Here is a 20,378-nt window from a genome sequence, read left to right on the forward strand (position 1 = left end):
ACTACTTTTATATCGTTTTGGAGGTATTACCAGCATTACTTGGGAGGGTATAGAATTGGAATATACAACAGTCATAATAGGGGCTATTGAGCTTGTCGTTGGGATCATTATAGGCATCTACTTTTTTAATCTGTTAAAGATGCAAAGAACAACAAAGGTTTCAACGGAAAAGGAATCCCGTAAAGAGGTAGATCATTTACGTAAAATGAAAATGGTCGCATTGACTGAGCCATTATCTGAGAAAACACGACCTAGTAAGCTAGAAGATATTGTTGGACAGCAGGACGGTTTAAAAGCATTACGAGCAGCGTTATGCGGACCTAACCCGCAGCATGTTATTATTTATGGCCCCCCAGGGGTAGGGAAGACAGCTGCTGCCCGTGTAGTGTTGGAAGCTGCCAAAAAAAGCTCACTTTCCCCCTTTAAACTGGACGCTAAATTTGTGGAGATTGATGCAACTATTGCCAGATTTGATGAACGCGGCATTGCTGATCCGCTGATTGGCTCCGTTCATGATCCAATTTATCAAGGAGCGGGTTCTATGGGGCAAGCTGGTATTCCACAACCCAAGCCGGGTGCCGTTACCAAGGCGCATGGAGGGATTTTATTTCTAGATGAAATAGGCGAGCTACATACGGTACAGATGAATAAACTGCTAAAAGTCTTAGAAGACCGAAAAGTAATGCTGGAGAGCGCTTATTACAGCGAAGAGAACACTCAGATACCTGCCCATATCCATGAGATTTTTCAATATGGACTGCCGGCTGATTTTCGTTTAGTCGGAGCTACAACACGCACACCGGAAGAAATTCCCCCCGCCTTGCGTTCGCGGTGTTTAGAGATATTTTTCCGTCCTCTTCAGCCTAATGAGATTGGAAGTATTGTTTCTAAGGCCATGAAAAAAATGCAAATTAAGGTGGAGAATGACGCGATTGCAGTGATAGAGCGTTATGCTACCAATGGACGTGAAGCAATTAATACATTACAGATAGCCGCAGGAATATGTATGACAGAAGGACGTGAGATCGTAACCACTCAGGACGTGGAATGGGTGGTACATAGCAGTCAAAAATCGCCTCGTCAAGAAAAACAAGTACACGAGCAAGCTCAAATTGGCGTCATCAACGGGCTAGCTGTCTATGGTCCTAACATGGGCACCGTGATGGAAGTGGAGGTAACCGCCTCATTAGCCCCTATTAAAGGTGCAGGTAAACTTACGCTGACTGGTTTAGTGGAGGAAGAGGAGTTAGGGGGTCCGAGCCGAACCATTCGCCGTAAATCTATGGCGAAAGGCTCTATTGATAATGTGTTAACTGTTCTTCACCGCTTAGGCATTCAGCCATATGACTATGATTTACACATTAATTTTCCCGGTGGTGTGCCCGTGGATGGCCCTTCCGCAGGCTTAACAATCGCAATCGCTATCTATTCGGCTATCAAAGAAAGACTAATTGACAATTTATTGGCAGTTACAGGCGAGGTCAGTATCCATGGAAAGGTAAAGCCGGTGGGCGGAGTGGTTGCTAAAGTAGAAGCAGCTCGTCAAGCAGGGGCTAAACGTGTTTTCATTCCAGCGGAGAACTGGCAGACGATCTTTGCGGATATAGAAGGAATTGAAGTAATCGCAATCCATCATGTAGAGGAAGCGATCCGAATGGCGTTTGTAGACCAAGGCGTTGTAACTCAAGTTGACGAGACTGAACAGGCCGAAGACACTTACTTGCCGCCGTTTAGTGTACCTGTACAAGTGGAAGGCATTCAGCCAGGCACTTTACCGCTGTAGCATTAGATGATAGATGCATTTGTTTTACACATAGGCTCCGTTCCTATATGGCTAGGCGGAGCCTATCTCTATCCCATATTTTTTAATCAAAGTGTACAAAGAAGCAGAAGCTTCTATGAAAGATTAGGAATTTTTGGGTATAATAAAAACGGCTTCATCATCGTATGTGTTACAAATGTCTCAATTTAAACGGCATGCAATGTGAGTAAATGCATGTGGTCATTAGACATTGGGTATCATTTTGCGATACAATGAGACGATACCGTCTTTCAGACATTATAAAAGAGAGATATCGTGGCCTTAGAAATGGGAGGTGCTTGGTCATGAGTGAACATACAGGATCCCGTGAAATACCGCTGCTGCCGCTTCGTGGTTTATTGGTTTATCCAAGCATGGTGTTGCATTTGGATGTAGGACGTGAGAAATCCGTAAGGGCTCTTGAAAGAGCGATGGTAGATGATAATTATATTCTGCTATCAACGCAAGAGGATGTGCAGGTGGAGGAACCGGATGCAGAACAAATTTATTCGGTGGGTACAGTTGCACGAGTGAAGCAGATGTTAAAGTTGCCTAATGGAACAATTCGTGTACTAGTGGAAGGCTTAGAGCGTGCCTCTATTAACGAATATCTGCAAAAAGATGATTATTACTACGTTTCGATTACATATTTACCTGAAACCAGGAAAAATGAAAATGAAATCGAAGCTATGGTGCGAACTGTTTTACAGCAGTTCGAGCAATATATCAAAATTTCTAAGAAAGTATCCCCTGAGACGCTAAGCTCAGTTAGTGATATTGAAGAAGCGGGGCGTATGGCGGATGTCATTGCATCCCATCTACCGCTTAAAATAAAGGATAAGCAAGATGTATTAGAAGCAGTAGATGTTCATCGTCGTCTAGAAATCTTGCTCAATATCTTAAACAACGAACGAGAAGTACTGGAGCTAGAACGACGTATTGGTCAGCGAGTTAAAAAGCAAATGGAAAAAACGCAAAAGGAATATTACCTTCGCGAACAGATGAAGGCCATACAAAAGGAGTTAGGTGAGCGTGACGGGCGCAATGGGGAAATGGATGATTTACGTGAGCAATTGCTCCAATCCGACGCCCCAGAGCGTATCAAGGTTAAGCTGGAGAAAGAACTCGATCGCCTAGATAAGATGCCAGCTACTTCTGCAGAAAGCAGCGTGGTTCGCACTTATATTGATACATTACTCTCCTTGCCATGGACGAAAAAGACAGAGGATAATCTAGATATTGCCCATGCTGAAACGATTTTAAATGAAGACCACTACGGCCTTGAAAAACCAAAAGAGCGTATTCTGGAGTATCTTGCTGTACAAAAATTAGTAAGTGATTTAAAAGGCCCGATTCTATGCCTTGTAGGTCCTCCAGGTGTCGGTAAGACCTCCTTGGGCAGATCTATTGCAAGAGCGATGGGCCGGAAGTTTATCCGTATCTCGCTTGGTGGTGTGCGTGATGAAGCAGAAATTCGTGGACACCGTCGCACCTATGTAGGAGCGATGCCAGGCCGAATTATCCAATCCATGCGTCAAGCAGGTACTGTTAATCCTGTTATTTTGCTTGATGAGATCGATAAGCTCGCGAGTGATTTCCGCGGAGATCCAGCGTCGGCATTATTGGAAGTGCTTGATCCAAATCAGAACGAAAAATTTAGTGATCATTATGTAGAAGAAGTTTATGATTTGTCCAATGTTATCTTCTTAACAACGGCAAATACGCTTCATACCATACCAAGACCATTGCTTGATCGAATGGAGACAATCGAAATTTCCGGCTATACCGAGCTGGAGAAATTCCATATTATGCAGGATTATCTCCTTCCTAAAAATATAAAGTCCCACGGTATCACAAAAGAGAAACTCCAAGTGGCTGATGAAGCCATGATGAAGGTGATTCGCCAGTATACAAGAGAAGCAGGGGTGCGCAACCTGAACCGTGAAGCAGCGAATTTGTGCCGTAAAGCTGCTAAAATCATTGTCAGTGGAGAAAAGAAACGCGTGGTTGTAACACCTAAGACCTTGGAAAATCTGCTAGGTAAACCACGATTCCGCTATGGTCTAGCAGAGAAGGAAGACCAGGTTGGTTCTGTTACAGGATTAGCATGGACCCAAGTGGGAGGAGATACCTTAAATGTTGAAGTAAGTGTTTATCCTGGTAAAGGTACTCTCACATTAACTGGTCAATTAGGCGACGTTATGAAGGAGTCAGCGCAAGCTGCCCTCAGCTATATTCGTTCCCGTGCTGGTCAATGGGATATTACTCAGGATTTACTGGAGAAAAATGATATTCATATTCACGTGCCGGAAGGAGCAATTCCAAAGGATGGTCCTTCCGCAGGGATTACGATGGCAACAGCCTTGTTATCTGCTTTGACAAATATTCCTGTGCGTAAAGAAGTGGGTATGACGGGTGAGATTACATTACGTGGCCGTGTATTGCCGATTGGCGGTTTGAAAGAAAAGGTGCTGTCTGCCCATCGTGCCGGCCTAACAACCATTATCTTGCCAATTGAAAACGAGAAGGACTTAGAAGATATTCCAGACAGTGTGAAAAATGATATGGCGTTCCATCCTGTAGAGCACATGGATGACGTGATTAAATATGCTTTTGTGCAAGAGAAAATGGTGAAAAAGAAATGAAGATTACTTCAGCAGAATTTATTATCAGTGCCGTAGGGCCTCAACAATACCCGAAGGATCGCCTGCCAGAGATTGCTCTGGTGGGTCGTTCCAATGTTGGAAAATCATCTTTAATCAATAAAATGTTAAGTCGCAAAGCAATTGCTCGGACAAGCTCGCGTCCCGGAAAAACTCAGACACTTAACTATTTTAAAGTAAATAATCAAATGTACTTTGTGGATTTTCCCGGCTACGGATATGCGAAGGTTTCCAAGTCCATTAAGTCGACTTGGGGCAGTATGATTGATGCTTATCTGAGCCAGCGAGAGGAGCTTAAATTTGTTGTTCAGCTAGTGGATATTCGCCATGCTCCCTCTAAAGATGACGTCAGCATGTATGAATATTGCAAGGAGCTTGGAATCCCTACTATCGTGGTAGCAACGAAAGGCGATAAGATTTCTCGCGGAAGATGGCTACAGCATTTAAAAGTTATTCGTCAAACTTTGAATTTCCAGTCAACAGATGCTCTCATTGTTTTCTCTACAGAAATGGGACAAGGCAGGGATGAACTATGGGGAGAGATTTTACGCAGGCTAAAAGGCAAGCAAGAATCGCCCGAAGAATCCGCTCATATACTGGAAGGTAATGAGTAAAGAAATCAGGCTACGTTAGTAAGACACCAACAGCTTAGACAGAGAAACAGCTTCCCGAGGAGGAGAAAGGATGTCTTCACAAGGATTTGCATTACGGGGACTTATTGAAGGATTTTACGGTAAGCCGTGGTCGCATGAGGATCGGATTGATATGCTGCACTTTATCAGTCAGCATGGCTTTAATGCCTATTTTTATGCGCCCAAAGATGATGCGATCCTGCGGGATGATTGGCAGATGCATCATTCTCCCGCCCAAATGCGTCTCATTTCGGAGCTGATTTCAGAGGCACATTCGGTGGGATGTGCCTTTTACTATTGTCTTAGTCCGGGGATGAGTATGCAGTATGCCAGCTCGAAGCATGTAGATAGATTGATAGAAAAGTACGAGAAACTCCTTGCTTGCGGTGTGACGAAATTTGCTTTGTTGTTTGATGATATTCCACAGGAATTAATGCATAAAAGTGATCAAGAGACATTCATTCATTTAGCAGAGGCGCATGTACAGGTTACTCTTTTGGTCTGGAACAAGCTAAAAGAGACTAGTAAGGATGTTCATCTCGTGGTATGCCCTACGGTTTATCATGGCAGAGGTGATGAAGCGTATATTACCTATCTGGGACAACATTTGCCAACGGAAATAGATCTGTTTTGGACGGGGAGGTTTGTCTGTTCCCCTTATCTAACGGAAGCAGACTCCCGATACTTTTTTGAACAAACACGACACTACCCGCTCTATTGGGATAATTATCCAGTGAATGATTTGGCGATGTCGAGCGAGCTGCACATTGGTCCTTTGCAAAATAGAGATGCTGATCTGTTCCGTTTTGCTACTGGGTATGTAGCTAATGCAATGGAATATCCTGAAAGCTCCAAGATTTCTATCATGACAATCGGTGAATATTTAACCCATCCTGATTCCTATGATCCTGAGGAGGCCTTTCAACGCGCAGTGAAAGAGATAGTGGGACCTGAAGATTTTCATGCCTTTCTTTTGTTTGCCGATCATGTGCGCGCATCGTTTTTGTGTGACGAAGAAGCCCCGCAGCTACTGGAAAAATTGCATCAGTTTCGCTACCACTTTTTTCACGGCGATCAACAGAAGGCTGTGGAAATTCTGGAGCACACCTTTTCCGAAATGGAGAGTTCTGCAAGGCATCTATTGAACGGCATGCAAAATGAAAGGTTATATAAAGAAATAAAAGGCTGGCTGAAAAAATATGCATACTGGGCTAAATTAGGCAAAACGGCAACGCGTTTAATTGACGCTGGCCGGAAGGGGCAAACGATTCGGGCAATCTTTTATTTTTTACGAATGAGACGAAGGTTACGGCAAGCGGAAAAGCTTCCTGAGAAGGTAAGTAGCAATGTCATGCGGTTAATGGTAGAGGCGCTTAGCTTGGAAGTGCGAAATTACCGGACTTGGAAACGTCGTGTATAAGGGTGGAAGCAAAATCAAACAGGCACCTTTCTATTCGCAAGGAAGATGTCTGTTTGATTTTTTATGTATAAAAGCTGACTCTATAGACATAAGACTGTGGAAGGCTAAGCAGAGATTTTTGCTTTTAGATTGCGTAGCCAGAATAGAACAGGCAGTTCTGAAAACAGCATGCCACTTAGGATAAAAGCACAGCCGATCAATTGCTTCACCGTCAACAGCTCGTGAATCCATAGGTAGGAGGTGAATGCTGCAAAGACTGGTTCTAAGGCAAAGATCAGTGCCACATGCGTTGGAGAGGTGTCCTTTTGAAAAGAGGTTTGCACCAAGAATGCGAGGGCAGTAGCCGGAATTGCCGTGATAAATAGCGCCCATTGAACCTCAGAGTGACCTATGATGAAAGGATCATATATCGTTTGCCAATCCTCTAGGAGAAGGGCGTAGCACATACTGAAAAATGAGACAGTGAACAATTGAATGATTACTAAGGGCATCGTAGGAAACCGAGGAGAATACCGACCGGTCAACACAATCTGCATGGCAAAGCAAATTGCACAGCAAAGCACTAAAAAATCGCCAAATGTAAGAGAAAGAGTACCATTCATCGTTAATAAGTAAAGCCCAATTACGGCCATACAGACGCCGATAAAGGCAGAGGCTTTCACTTTATGCTTCAGTACAACAATCGACAGTAAGGGTACAAGCACAACGGACAGACCTGTAATAAAGCCTGCCTTTGATGGCGAAGTATACAAGAGTCCCACTGTTTGGGTTGCATAGCTGACAAACAGCCAAAAGCCTAGAAATATACCGCTGCGTACCAAAGAAAAGTTACAGGTTTGCCAAGCCCTTGGATTTCGAATAAAGTAGATAAGGGACAAGAATAACGAAGCGCTAAAAAAACGGATCGCATTAAACGTATTGGGAGGAAGCATGTGAACCGCATTCTGAACGACCACAAAGGTTGCTCCCCAGATAAAAACGATACATAACAATAAACAGTCAACCATCAATGCTTTTTTCACCCTACTACCTCGTTTCTAAAAAAATGTGTTGGCCGATTTCGAGCTATAGTACTCATTATAAGAGTAGATAAACAGGGAAGAAAGGAGTTTTTTGATAGTTCCGAAAGAAGCATGAACAAGTGAAAACGAGACAAACTAAGATAGTGAACATCTGGATAAAATTAACACGGCTAATAAATGTTAATTCATGGAAAATGATGTGAAATCTTGAAAGTAATTTGTCGAACCAGTGAATAGCACATTTGACAAGGTTTTTTGGATAACTTTAATGAAATTTTCACATTTTAAACTACTTGCTTACGGACATAATGTTATAATAAAGAAGCTAAAATCCGTATTTGAATGACACGGGAGGAAGGCTATGGAAATCTTACTGCTCGGCCTAAATTATAAGACAGCGCCTGTCGAAATTCGTGAAAAATTCACGTTTAATGACGACAGCACGCCGAGAGCACTTCATATTCTATCTCATACCAAAAGCATTCTAGAATGTATCATCGTGGGAACCTGTAACCGGACTGAAATCTATGTGGTTTGCGATCAGTTGCATACCGGTAGATTTTATACACGGAATTTTCTTGCAGAATGGTTTGGCGTAGAGAAAGAGTCGCTTCTCGATTATATGTACGTAAAGGAAAATGACGAAGCGATTGAGCACTTGTACCGTGTAACCTGTGGACTCGATTCCATGGTAATGGGAGAGACACAAATCATTGGTCAAATTCGCAACGCTTTTCTCCTAGCACAACAACATGAGACTACTGGAACTATTTTTAATACACTGTTTAAACAGGCTGTAACCCTTGCAAAACGGGCTCATACGGAGACTTCTGTAGGCCAAAATGCTGTATCGATCAGCTATGCTGCGATTGAGCTTGGCAAAAAGATTTTTGGAAGCTTTGCTGATAAGCATGTACTGATCTTAGGTGCAGGTAAGATGAGTTTATTAACAGCTAAGCATTTGCACGCAAACGGAGTGGCTCATGTGACAGTAGCAAACCGTACGCTGGAACGTGCACAGACCTTAGCTGAACAGTTCCGCGGTGAAGCCTGTACCATGGAGGATCTGCCCCAGAAGCTGGCTAAAGCAGACATCGTCATCAGTTCGACGGGAGCAACCGGTTTTGTCTTAACAAAAGCACAATTAAAGCCGATTATGAAGCAGCGTCCTCATAAGCCATTGTTTATGATTGATATCGCCGTGCCGCGAGATCTTGATCCTGATATTCATGGATTGGAAAATGTATTCTTGTATGACATAGATGATCTGGAGGGCATTGTTCAGAGCAATCTGGCTGAACGCTCCAAAGAAGCAGAGCGCATTGAACTTATGATTGAGGAAGAGAAGCAGGAGTTCATTAACTGGAAACAGACGCTGGGCGTTGTGCCTTTGATTGCGGCTTTGCGCGAAAAAGCATTTTCCATTCATGGAGAAGCAATCCGCAAAATTGAAAACAAATTGCCGCATTTAAATGAGAAGGAAATGCATATTATTCGTAAGCATACACGAGGAATTATTTCCCAATTACTGCATGATCCAATCGTTCAACTGAAGGAGTTGACCGTCCAAAAGAAAGGAGAAGAGGTACTCGATATCTTTTCTACAATTTTTGCTTTGGATGAAATATTGGAAGGTAAAAAACAGGAAGCATTATGGGAGCAACAAAAGCGTGAAAGCTTAAGACGGGAAAAAGCTGTTTCATTACAATCACGTGAACAGCGTTTCTAGCAAGAGGCGAGAAAGAAACGGATTTCTTCTTGCTCCGCCTGTTTTCACAGGCAATTGAGAAAATGGGCGTGATCTAGATAGTAGGGAAAGGTGAGCGTGTATGGCAAATGCAAGATGGCTCTATGACTTGACCATCTTTCTCTATGCAGCGGGTGTACTTTGTTACTTCAATGATTTTTTGCAGAGTAACCGGCGAATGAAGCAAATTGCGCTAGGACTACTCTCGATTGTCTGGTTGTTACAAACCATCTTTTTTGTTTACCAAATGATCGTAAAGTCATATTTGCCCGTTGTTACCTTTTTTGAAACCTTAGTTTTTTATTCTTGGGTACTGGTAACCCTTTCTCTGATCATACATGCTGTAGCTCGCATTGATTTCTTACTATTTTTTACTAATGTGATCGGGTTTGGAGTTCTCACCTTATCCATGTTCTTTTCAGAGCCAGCAACTCCGCAGCACAGCGGAGTTATCTCTGATTTTATTTTTATTCATGTGACTATTGCTATCATTAGCTACGCATTACTGGCTGTGTCCATGATATTCTCAGGTATGTATCTTGTGAATCTACATATGCTGAAGCAAAAAAAATGGACACCGCTGTGGCAACGGCTCCCGAGTTTGGAGAAATTGGATGCGTTTTCTTTTAAACTAAACATTTTTGGTGTGCCGCTGCTTTTGTTGTCCGTTATTTTAGGCAGTATTTGGGCACAATTGATTTTTTCACATGGATTTTGGATGGACGCGAAAGTATGTATGTCGATCGTCGTTCTGATTTTATATAGTATGCTGTTGTATCAAAGGGTTCGGAATCAATGGTTGGGAAAAGTGGCAGCATGGATAAACATCATTGCATTTGTATGTTTATTGCTTAATTTTTTGCTGATTGATCCCTACTCACAATTTCATCAATGGTCGTAGAGAGGTGGGGCAGATGAATCCGCATTATCCAATTCATGTTAAAATGGAGGGAATGCTCTGTGCAGTTATTGGTGGTGGAGAAGTAGCTCAGCGCAAGGTAGGTTCTCTACTCGAATGTGGGGCCAAAATCACCATTATTTCTCCTGAGATAACGCCATTGTTAGCTGAATGGACCGAGCAGGGGAAGATCAATTGGAAACGTGAGCTGTATCAGGGACAGGATTTAAGTCCGTATTTTTTTATCGTAGCTGCGACCAATCATCGGCATGTCAACTATTCGGTATATGAACAAGCGAAAAGAATCAAGGCTTTTATAAATATTGCAGACCGGCCAGACTTATGCAATTATATCGTTCCCTCTACGGTTAAGCGAGGTAGGCTGGTGATTTCTGTATCTACTTCGGGTGCAAGCCCCAGTTTGGCAAGTAAACTGCGTAGAAGGATAGAACAAGAGTTTGGTCAGGAATATGAGGGCTATGTTGACTTTTTAGCTCAGATGCGATTAAAGGTTTTACAGGAGATTAAAGATGCCACCGTGCGCAAACAAATCTTTCAAGAGTTGCTTGATGATAGATATGTAGAGGCGCCTTCCCTGCAAAGAGAGCAGATGGCAGATGCTTTACTACAACAGGTGAAACAAAGAGAGCAATTATAGGGAGGCAGACATGAAAGAGTGGAAAGTTGGATCGCGTAAAAGCATGCTGGCACTTACCCAAACAAAATGGGTGCTGGCTCGTTTGCGTGAAATAGACCCTGCATCAAGCTTCAGCATCACAGAGATTGTTACAAAGGGAGATCGCATTCTGGATGTTACACTTTCCAAAGTGGGCGGTAAAGGTCTGTTTGTAAAAGAAATCGAACAATCCCTGTTGGAAGAGCAAACTGATATGGCTGTCCATAGTTTAAAAGATATGCCTGCTGTCTTACCAGAAGGTTTGACGATCGGTGCCATTCCAAAAAGGGAAGACCCAAGGGATGTGCTGATTTCCAAGGACGGTAAGACGCTAGATGAGCTAAAACAAGGTGCTGTGGTGGGAACGAGCAGTTTGCGCCGTTCCTCCCAATTGCTGCATTACCGACCTGATCTAATTATTAAACCGATTCGAGGAAATATTGATACACGAATCCGCAAGCTAGAGGAAGAGGATTTTGATGCAATTATTCTGGCTGCCGCTGGTCTTAAACGTGTAGAGTGGAAAGGCACGATCACGCAGTATCTTGATCCGCAAATCAGTCTTCCTGCGGTGGGGCAGGGGGCGCTTGCTATTGAGTGTCGTACACATGATGCTGAAATGATGTCACTTTTACAACGGTTTGATCATCTGGAGACGCGTTATGCGGTCGAGGCGGAGCGAGCTTTTCTTCACAAGATGGAGGGAAGCTGTCAAGTGCCGATTGGTGCTTACGCAGAAGTACAGCTTGATGCAAATCAAAAGCCTTCCATTAGCATTACAGGGATGGTAGGGTCTCCTGATGGAAACCAATTGTTTAAAGCAACATTGACTGGAGACAATCCTCAAGCATTAGGTGAAAATTTGGCAGAAGAGCTGCTCCGTCAGGGGGCGCAAGAAGTGCTTGCTAAAGTATTGGAGGAGAACCGTCAATGAATAAAGGAAAAGTTTTCTTAGTAGGTGCTGGGCCTGGTGACCCTAAGCTAATTACGGTGCGTGGTTTGGAAACGATTCAAATGGCTGATTGCATCGTGTATGATCGGTTGGCAAGTCCACGATTGCTAGCTCATGCAAAATCGGACGTAGAGTTAATCTATTGTGGAAAACTGCCTGATCGTCATACCCTCACTCAGGAAGAGATCAATCAGGTATTAGTCGATAAAGCATTAGAAGGGAAAGTGGTTACTCGTCTAAAAGGTGGGGACCCGTCTATCTTTGGTCGTGTTGGAGAAGAAGCTGAAGAATTGGCTAAGCACGATATTTTATTTGAGATTGTACCAGGGATCACTTCAGGGATTGCTGCTCCGGCGTATGCAGGCATCCCAGTGACCCATCGCGATTTTAATTCCTCGTTAGCGATAGTGACGGGACATGAGCGTCCAGAGAAAACAGAATCAAGCATTAACTGGGAAAAATTAGCCACGGCTGTTGGCACGATTATCTTTTACATGGGAGTAGGCAATCTCCCTTATATTACGGAACAATTAATGAAGAATGGCCGCTCTCCACAAACACCGGTAGCTTTGGTGCGCTGGGGGACTTTGGTCGAACAGGAAACCTTGGTCGGTACCTTAGAGGACATCGTAGAGAAGCGTGAGCGGGCAGGCTTAACGAATCCTTCTATCATTGTAGTTGGTGAAGTGGTTACGCTTCGTGAAAAATTACAATGGTTTGAGAAAAAGCCGTTGTTTGGGAAGCGTGTACTCGTTACGCGTGCTAGAAGTCAAGCCAGTGAACTATCGAATCAAATCAATGAATTAGGCGGGGAGGCCTATGAATTCCCGCTGATAAAGATGGTTGAGCCACAGGCTCTGCCGCAATTGGATGTCGCACTGCAACAGCTATCAGCTTATGACTGGGTCATGTTTACCAGTCCAAATGGGGTTCAATTCTTCTTTAAACGCTTGCGTGAGTTAAAAATTGACATTCGCACCTTAACTGGTAAGATCGCGGCCGTTGGTCCGAAAACCGCCTCCATGCTAGAAGAAAGAGGCTTGACGGTAAATGTCTTACCTGGCGAGTTTCTTGCAGAGGGCTTGGTGGAATCACTTAAGGATGAGTTGCAGCCAGGCTCTAAAGTCTTGCTTCCACGTGCGGATATAGCGCGCGAAACATTGCCACGAGAGCTGAGAACTCTCGGCATGGAAGTGACGGAAGTAGATACCTATGATACAGTTATAGATGCACAGAACATTGGGGAAACGGTTTCCCTGTTGGAAGAAAAGGCGATACAGATCATTACATTTACCAGCTCCTCTACGGTCAAAAACTTTGTGGAAGCGCTGAAAGAATACGATCTTACCCAATTACTTCAAGGTGTTCAGATTGCTTGCATTGGACCGATTACAGCGGATACGGCAAGACAAGCAGGCTTGCAAGTGGATATCATGGCAAGTGAATATACAATTGAAGGACTAGTCAATGCACTAATTACCACGTAAAAGGGGAAGTAGACTATGATTAAATTTGACCGTCATCGTCGTTTGCGCCGAAGCCAAGCGATGCGTAACCTTGTACGAGAAAACCATGTGCGTGTAGAAGATTTGATCTATCCGCTGTTCATAGTAGAAGGCGAGAACATCAAAAAAGAAATTTCCTCTATGCCTGGCGTTTACCATTTTTCCTTGGATCGTCTTAATGAAGAAGTTGAAGAAATCGTTAGCCTAGGCATTCAGGCTGTTCTTTTGTTTGGGGTTCCAGAGCATAAGGATGCGCTTGGAACAGAAGCTTATGCAGACAATGGGATTGTACAGCAAGCGATTCGTCACATAAAAGCCTCTTTCCCTGATCTGCTTGTGATTGCGGATACATGCCTATGTGAATATACGGACCATGGCCACTGCGGTGTTTTGCATGAATGCGGAGAGCTGCTAAATGATGAGTCTCTTGTTTTATTAAGCCAAGCTGCTGTATCACAGGCTAAAGCTGGCGCCGACATCATCGCGCCATCTAATATGATGGACGGATTTGTTACCGCCATTCGTGAAGCTTTAGATGAAGCTGGATTTACACATATTCCGATTATGTCTTATGCGGTTAAATATGCTTCTGCATACTACGGCCCGTTCCGTGAAGCAGCTCAATCCGCTCCGAAGTTCGGTAACCGTAAGTCCTACCAAATGGACTATGCTAATGCGCGTGAAGGTTTGCGCGAAGCAGAATCTGATGTGATGGAAGGTGCGGATTTCTTAATGGTAAAACCGGGTCTTGCTTACATGGACATGGTTTTACGTTTGCGTCAAAGCTTTGATTTGCCGTTAGTTGTTTACAATATCAGCGGAGAGTACTCTATGGTAAAAGCGGCTAGTGCAAATGGCTGGATTGACGAGCAAGGCGTTGTTATGGAAACGATGATGGGATTCAAACGCGCAGGTGCTGATTTAATCATTACGTACCATGCTAAAGATGTTGCCAAGTGGCTACAAGGAGGTTCATAACATGTCGGTTGACTTATTAGATGCGTTAGATAAAGAGATTTTGGATGCCATTCAAAAAGAGATTCCATTGGTTCCTGAACCCTTTAAAGTTATGGCAGAAAATTTAGGGACAACAGAAGAGGAATTAATGGCTCGCCTGGAAAAAATGAAGGGTGATTCTATCCGTCAAATCTCAGCTATTTGTGATACAAAAGCATTAGGATATAAATCAAGTCTGGTAGCCGCTCGGATTGCTCCTGATAAATTAGATGAAATGGCTGTCAAGATTTTTAACTCCCACCCTGGTATTACACATAACTATAAACGCAACCATGACTTTAACCTGTGGTTTACGATTGCTCTACCTCCGAACAGTCGTTTTGGATTGGAAAAAACGGTTGAAATCTTAGGAGAATTGTCTAATGTGGAATCGATTCGCATTCTACCTACTCTTAAACTATTTAAAATCGGGGTACAACTAGATGTGAAAAAGGAGGCAGAAGCGAATACAAAATCTGCTCCTACTTACACAGAAGAAATGCGCCAGGCAGCAATTGATCTTGGCATCACTGATGAAGATATCAAGGTGATTATCGAACTGCAAAAGGATTTGCCAATTGTTTCGCGTCCATTTGATGAATGGGCAAAAAATGCTGGCATGACAACAGAGGAATTATTGAACCACGCAAAAGTATTGGTAGACCGTGGCCAAATGCGTCGTTTCTCTGCGGTACTAAACCACCGCAAAGCTGGATTCCGTGCAAATGGTATGGGTGTATGGAATGTACCAGCAGAACAAGCAGAGGAAATTGGAATGAAAATGGGCTCCTTCCGAGCGGTTAGCCATTGCTATTTACGTCCTACCTACCCAGATTGGAAGTACAGCATCTTTACGATGGTGCATGGCCGTGATAAAGAAGAGTGTGAATCAATCCTACAAGCTATTGAGGATGAAACGGGTATCACTGACCGTATTACATTGTACTCTACGAAGGAATACAAGAAAACACGCGTATCCTATTTTACACCTGAGATTTATGAATGGGAAAATGAGATGGCGGCAAAACTGGGATTGGATAAGTAATCGCTCACAATATCCGATAGCTTGGAATACATGCGCTGTTTCCTGATAAGGAGCATATTGTCATAACAGGAAAACGCTTGTTTGATCACTTTCAAACAAGCGTTTTTTCTACCAGTTTCACGATAACAGATACTAATGGGGTGAGTGGAATGACTCGACAATTCACGAAATCAATCGAATTACATAAAGAAGCGGTACAATACATTCCCGGCGGGGTTAATAGTCCTGTGCGTGCATTTAAAAGCGTAGGGGGCAATCCTATTTATATTGAAAAAGGGGAAGGGTCCCGTATTACAGATGTTGATGGACATACTTATATTGATTATATTGGCTCCTGGGGACCTTTGATTTTGGGGCATGCTCATCCAAAAGTATTGCAGGCGATTAGTGAAACTGCTTTACTGGGTACTAGCTTTGGAGCACCTACAGAACGTGAAACCACAATGGCAAAGCTGGTGTGTGACATTGTTCCTTCAGTAGAAGTTGTGAGAATGGTGAATTCAGGGACTGAAGCGACAATGAGTGCGCTTCGGTTGGCGCGTGGGTACACAAAGCGCGATAAAATTATGAAGTTTGAAGGCTGTTATCATGGCCACGCGGACAGTTTACTGATTAAGGCTGGTTCGGGTGTTGCTACCTTAGGCTTGCCGGATAGCCCTGGTGTGCCTGAAACAACTGCAGTAAATACAATTACGGTACCATATAATGACGTTGATAGTGTACGTCTTGCCTTTGAAAAATTCGGCTCAGAGCTAGCTGCTGTTATTGTAGAACCAGTTGGCGGAAACATGGGTGTAGTACCACCTCAGCCGGGCTTTCTCGAGGAACTGCGTAGCATTACGGAGAAACATGGTACAGTGCTGATTTTTGATGAAGTAATGACAGGCTTCCGTGTAGCTCGAGGCGGTGCGCAAGACTTGTATCGTATCACACCTGATTTAACCACGATGGGTAAGGTCATTGGTGGCGGCTTGCCAGTCGGTGCATACGGTGGGAAACGCGAAATTATGCAGCACGTAGCTCCAGCAGGCAATGTATATCAAGCAGGAACCTTATCGGGTAATCCTTTAGCAATGGCAGCGGGTATTGCTACATTATTGGAGCTTGGTAAACCAGGAGTCTACGAACAGCTTGATGCTCGTTCTGCCCGACTAGCAGAAGGCTTAGCCGCTAATGCGACTAAATTAGGAATTCCTCATACCGTAAACCGTGTTGGTTCCATGGTATGTTTATTCTTTACAGATACACCAGTAATCAACTATGAGACAGCTAAAACAGCAGATGTAGATAAATTTTCACGTTACTTCCAACAGTTGTTGCAAGAAGGGATTATGATTCCGCCTTCCCAATTCGAAGGAATGTTCGTCTCCGTTATGCATACTGATGAAGATATTGAAAAGACGATTCAAGCAAGCTATAAGGCAATGGCTACTTTAGTCTAGATGTGAAGTGCTCAAAGAAGAATATAGATAGTGAAGCAGGCAGATAAACTTATCTGTCTGTTTTTTTGTATTCATAAAACTTGCTGAAAAAAGTAAAGTTCACCTACTTTTCCTGGCAAGATGATATAATAAATGAGGGGGTTATAACAGAAAAAAAAGACACCAAGGGAGGAATGACATGGGAGGAGAGCGATTTACCGCACCAGTCACCGTACATATTTTTTTGCGAAAAGGTAATAACATTCTGCTGTTAAGACGATATCAGACCGGATACGAAGATGGTAATTACAGTGTTGTAGCCGGTCACCTTGATGGTGGTGAGCAGGTGATAGAAGCTGCGATTCGTGAAGCGCGTGAAGAAGCAGGCATTATCTTAAAGCCTGATCAAGTAACGATAACGGGCATTATGCATCGCTTGTCAAATGATGAGCGTATCGATTTTTTTGTAACGGCAACAGAATGGTCCGGAGAGATTTATAATGCAGAGCCTCATAAATGTGATGAACTAGCATGGTTCTCTATTCATGATCTTCCTCAGAATACCATTTCGTACATAAAAAAAGCGATTGAGCTTTCGGTCAGTCAATCTGAGATTTGGTTTAATAGCTATGGATTTGATAATAAGGAGGGATAATGTGCAAACAGCGCTTGTTTTAGGGGGAACTCGTTTTTTTGGAAAAAGGTTGGTTCAGGAGCTTTTGGATAAAGGTATAAAAGTCACCCTTGCAAACCGAGGGATTACCGAAGATCCATTTGGTAATCAGGTGGAGAGAATTATTGTCGACCGTTATGATGAGGAATCCATGCTGTCTGCATTTGAGGATTATGAATTCGATATGATTTTTGATAATATTTGCTATTCATCAGAGGATGCTCGGATTGCTATAAAGGTTTTTACCGATAAAGTGTCCCGTTATATTTTTACATCTACATTATCTGTCTATGACGAGGCAGACAGATTTGTAACGGAAGAGGATTTTGATCCCTATCATTACCCTATTGAATACGTGACGAGACAAGAAACATCCTATAAGGAAGGCAAACGTTTGGCTGAAGCGGTATTCTTTCAAGAAGCTCCTTTTCCTGTAGCAGCCATTCGATTTCCGATCGTTCTGGGGGATGATGATTATACGCGTCGCTTGCATTTTCACGTAGAACATGTAATGAAACAATGGCCGATCGGGATTCCGAACCTAGATGCGACCATTGGGTTTATTCCAGCTAACCAAGCTGCACGCTTTTTGCTGTGGGCTGCTGAAGAGGAGCTGGAAGGGACTTTTAACGCTTGCTCCCATGGGGGTATTACATTAAAAGGACTTATCAGTCTGATTGAAGAGAGTACAGGCAAACAAGCTATTATTATGTCAGAAGCAGCAGATGAACATATGTCCCCGTTCGGGGTAACCCAATCAGTATGGTGCATGAGTAATGAAAAGGCAAAAGAGACAGGCTTTTTATTTGTTCCTTTACAAGAATGGCTGCCATCACTTATTCAGAGAATCACGAAAACATTTGAAAAAGAAGAGATTTATGTAAGTAATCACGAATAAATACGTACAATCATCTAAATGAGGCTGATTGTACGTTTTGATAAGAAATCCCGGTTTACCTATCAAGGTAGAGCGGGATTTTTTTCAACACGACCAGGTAAGACGCATCCTTATGCCAAATCCTTCTCATATGTTCTATTTCCGTTGCTCTGTCCATATAGATATAGGGAAAGCTTGTGGAGCTGAAAGGAGGAGCAGGTGTGTCTGTACAAGATGGACTGTTATCGTTTCAAATGAAAGAGACTATATTTCTCTCATCAGATAAACCAGAAATTGAAGAGCTACGGGAACTGGAGTTATTACCCGATTTAGAGATAAGGGAAAATGATTATGAGATTACCATATGTGGGTCCTTACAACTGCGAGGCAAGTATGTGCCGACCAAGAACGCCAATGAAAATGGCGGAACGGACACCTTGGTTTCGGCAATGAGATTTACTCCGTTGCAGTTGGAACAAGGAGATGCTAGCGTTTTTTTCTCTGACGAAGAGGCTGAGATCTTGCATCGTATCCCATTAAGTATCTCTGTTCCTATTTCCAGAACCAAAGAGGTTTCTGATATTCACGGGATTATTGATAGTTTTGATTATGAGTTAAAAGGCCCTAAACAATTACTCATTACCGCTGACCTGATAATAGATGGAATCCAGCTAAAGAATGATCAGGAGATTCGTGCTGAGCAGCAATCGCAAAAATCAACTGACACTTGGGAATATATACAAGTAGCCGACGATGAGAGTGAAGAACAGGGATATCAGCATGTCACTATTGATGATCTAGAACGAAAGCTGGCGGCTTTAGAGAAAGAAGTAGAGGCTCAATTGGAACATCAAAACGAAGACGGACAAGAATTGATAGATGAGGTTGCCCATGCAGAGTACCAGCAAAATGAACAATATGAGCAATACGAGCAATATGGGCAAAATGATCAATATGGGCAATACGAGCAATATGGGCAAAATGAACAATATCATCAATATGAGCAATACGAGCAATACGAGCAATACGAGCAAAATGATCAACACCATCAATACGAGCAATATGGGCAGAATAATCAAAATGATCAATTTGAGAAAACCGAGCAATACCAGTCATATCAACCATTTCCGGGTTTTCAAATGCAGTCAGAAGATGTAGCTCAAAATAGCTGGGATCAAGATTCGGCAACACGGTTTCGTTATCAGCATCCACAATATGCAGCATATGAAGCAGAAGCTGATGAAGCAGAACGGGAAGAGATCGAGGAAATCCAGCAATCAAGCAATGTACCTTATCAAGCTTACTCAGATCTACAAGCAGATTCCATAGAACAGCAATCACCTTATGAGCATGGATTTCATCCAATTTCTGGGCCAGAACCCCCGCAGTATGCACCGCCGTTTGGTACACAACCATTTTATCAAACAAATTCTTACCAGCAGGGATCAGGTCACCAGGGACCGGGGCACGGACACGGAATGGTTGTAGACCCGAACCCTATTCCTTTTGCCCCACCACCTCCAAACCCATTTCAACCGATGGCAGGGCAGTTTTATCAACAGCAGCCACCACCACAATATCCGTTTGCCCAGATGCCGCCATATGCACCACAACAAATGTTTTATCAACCACCTCCGTATCCACCTAGTCCAGTCCCTCAACCTTTTGCTGGGATGCAGTACCAACCGGAGCGTATCGCTGAATCTCCATATCAAGCTACGTATCAGCCGCTCAATCCTAATGAATATGTGGAAGAGCCAGTGGAAGATCAGGAGGTACGGACTAATGGTGTATTTGCAGAACCTGTCTCCTATCATGAGCAGATTGAACCAGAAGTAGATATAGAGGAGAAGGAGAGGGAATCTTTTTGCGAAGAAGTTCCTTTTAAGGAGGAGTCATCTCACATTGAGCAATCTGAGCCATTTGAATTGATTGCAGAGCATCAGGAAGCATCTAGAGAACCAAAAGAGGCAGTAGCGAGACCGCAAGAGACAGTTGCCGAACCCAAAGAAGCCGTAGCAAGGCAGCAAGAGACAGTTTCTGAAGCGAA

The 20,378-nt window shown here is 43.3% G+C and carries 16 protein-coding genes; 15 read left to right on the forward strand and 1 reads right to left on the reverse strand.

The genetic code is table 11. The annotated features are described in order from the left end of the window. Positions 1-55 precede the first annotated feature (55 nt). From lonB to QZ995_RS01805, 4 genes are all read left to right on the forward strand, one after another. A complete protein-coding gene (gene lonB, locus QZ995_RS01790) occupies positions 56-1,783 on the forward strand; it encodes an ATP-dependent protease LonB (protein ID WP_301802204.1) in 1,728 nt (575 codons plus the stop codon). Between the two features lie 323 nt (positions 1,784-2,106). Further along, positions 2,107-4,446 carry an endopeptidase La gene (gene lon, locus QZ995_RS01795; protein ID WP_301802206.1) on the forward strand — a complete coding sequence of 780 codons (2,340 nt, stop codon included), beginning with the start codon at positions 2,107-2,109 and terminating at the stop codon, positions 4,444-4,446. Further along, entirely contained in the window at positions 4,443-5,078 is a 636-nt protein-coding gene (gene yihA / locus QZ995_RS01800; RefSeq protein ID WP_301802208.1) for a ribosome biogenesis GTP-binding protein YihA/YsxC, read from the forward strand. Before lon ends, yihA begins: the two co-directional genes overlap by 4 nt. Before the next feature lie 70 nt (positions 5,079-5,148). Next, positions 5,149-6,516, forward strand: coding sequence for a protein O-GlcNAcase (locus tag QZ995_RS01805; protein ID WP_301802210.1), 1,368 nt, complete (start codon positions 5,149-5,151; stop codon positions 6,514-6,516). A 104-nt stretch (positions 6,517-6,620) separates the two neighbouring features. Here QZ995_RS01805 and QZ995_RS01810 read toward each other — a convergent pair whose 3' ends face one another. Next, positions 6,621-7,538 (reverse strand): DMT family transporter, encoded by a 918-nt coding sequence (locus QZ995_RS01810; RefSeq protein ID WP_366919671.1) that lies wholly within the window; start codon positions 7,536-7,538, stop codon positions 6,621-6,623. 361 nt (positions 7,539-7,899) lie between these two features. Here QZ995_RS01810 and hemA point away from each other — a divergent pair, with 361 nt between their 5' ends. The 11 genes from hemA to QZ995_RS01865 all read left to right on the forward strand — a co-directional run. After that, a complete protein-coding gene (gene hemA, locus QZ995_RS01815) occupies positions 7,900-9,267 on the forward strand; it encodes a glutamyl-tRNA reductase (protein ID WP_064017819.1) in 1,368 nt (455 codons plus the stop codon). A gap of 100 nt (positions 9,268-9,367) precedes the next feature. Next, positions 9,368-10,186, forward strand: a complete 819-nt coding sequence (locus QZ995_RS01820; protein WP_003334885.1) for a cytochrome C assembly family protein — start codon at positions 9,368-9,370, stop codon at positions 10,184-10,186. Positions 10,187-10,199: 13 nt separating this feature from the next. Further along, complete coding sequence (locus QZ995_RS01825) at positions 10,200-10,841, forward strand: precorrin-2 dehydrogenase/sirohydrochlorin ferrochelatase family protein (RefSeq protein WP_301802221.1); 642 nt, start codon at positions 10,200-10,202, stop codon at positions 10,839-10,841. A gap of 10 nt (positions 10,842-10,851) precedes the next feature. Further along, positions 10,852-11,793, forward strand: coding sequence for a hydroxymethylbilane synthase (gene hemC / locus QZ995_RS01830; RefSeq protein ID WP_301802223.1), 942 nt, complete (start codon positions 10,852-10,854; stop codon positions 11,791-11,793). After that, the gene (gene cobA, locus QZ995_RS01835; protein WP_301802225.1) at positions 11,790-13,298 is read left to right on the forward strand and encodes a uroporphyrinogen-III C-methyltransferase; all 1,509 of its coding nucleotides are present in this window, start codon (positions 11,790-11,792) and stop codon (positions 13,296-13,298) included. Before hemC ends, cobA begins: the two co-directional genes overlap by 4 nt. A gap of 15 nt (positions 13,299-13,313) precedes the next feature. Beyond that, complete coding sequence (hemB, locus tag QZ995_RS01840; protein WP_301802227.1) at positions 13,314-14,294, forward strand: porphobilinogen synthase; 981 nt, start codon at positions 13,314-13,316, stop codon at positions 14,292-14,294. A gap of 1 nt (position 14,295) precedes the next feature. Further along, positions 14,296-15,357, forward strand: a complete 1,062-nt coding sequence (gene ahbA, locus QZ995_RS01845) for a siroheme decarboxylase subunit alpha (RefSeq protein ID WP_301802229.1) — start codon at positions 14,296-14,298, stop codon at positions 15,355-15,357. A 149-nt stretch (positions 15,358-15,506) separates the two neighbouring features. Next, a complete protein-coding gene (hemL, locus tag QZ995_RS01850) occupies positions 15,507-16,799 on the forward strand; it encodes a glutamate-1-semialdehyde 2,1-aminomutase (RefSeq protein WP_301802232.1) in 1,293 nt (430 codons plus the stop codon). A 178-nt stretch (positions 16,800-16,977) separates the two neighbouring features. Further along, entirely contained in the window at positions 16,978-17,433 is a 456-nt protein-coding gene (locus tag QZ995_RS01855; protein ID WP_301802234.1) for an NUDIX hydrolase, read from the forward strand. Between the two features lies 1 nt (position 17,434). Beyond that, positions 17,435-18,349: an NAD-dependent epimerase/dehydratase family protein gene (locus QZ995_RS01860; RefSeq protein WP_301802235.1), complete on the forward strand. Its 915-nt coding sequence runs from the start codon at positions 17,435-17,437 to the stop codon at positions 18,347-18,349. Positions 18,350-18,549: 200 nt separating this feature from the next. Next, positions 18,550-20,378 (forward strand): hypothetical protein (locus QZ995_RS01865; RefSeq protein WP_301802239.1); only part of this gene is annotated, 1,829 nt, incomplete at its 3' end.

Source organism: Brevibacillus laterosporus, from assembly GCF_030489605.1.
GTDB lineage: Bacteria > Bacillota > Bacilli > Brevibacillales > Brevibacillaceae > Brevibacillus_B > Brevibacillus_B laterosporus_E.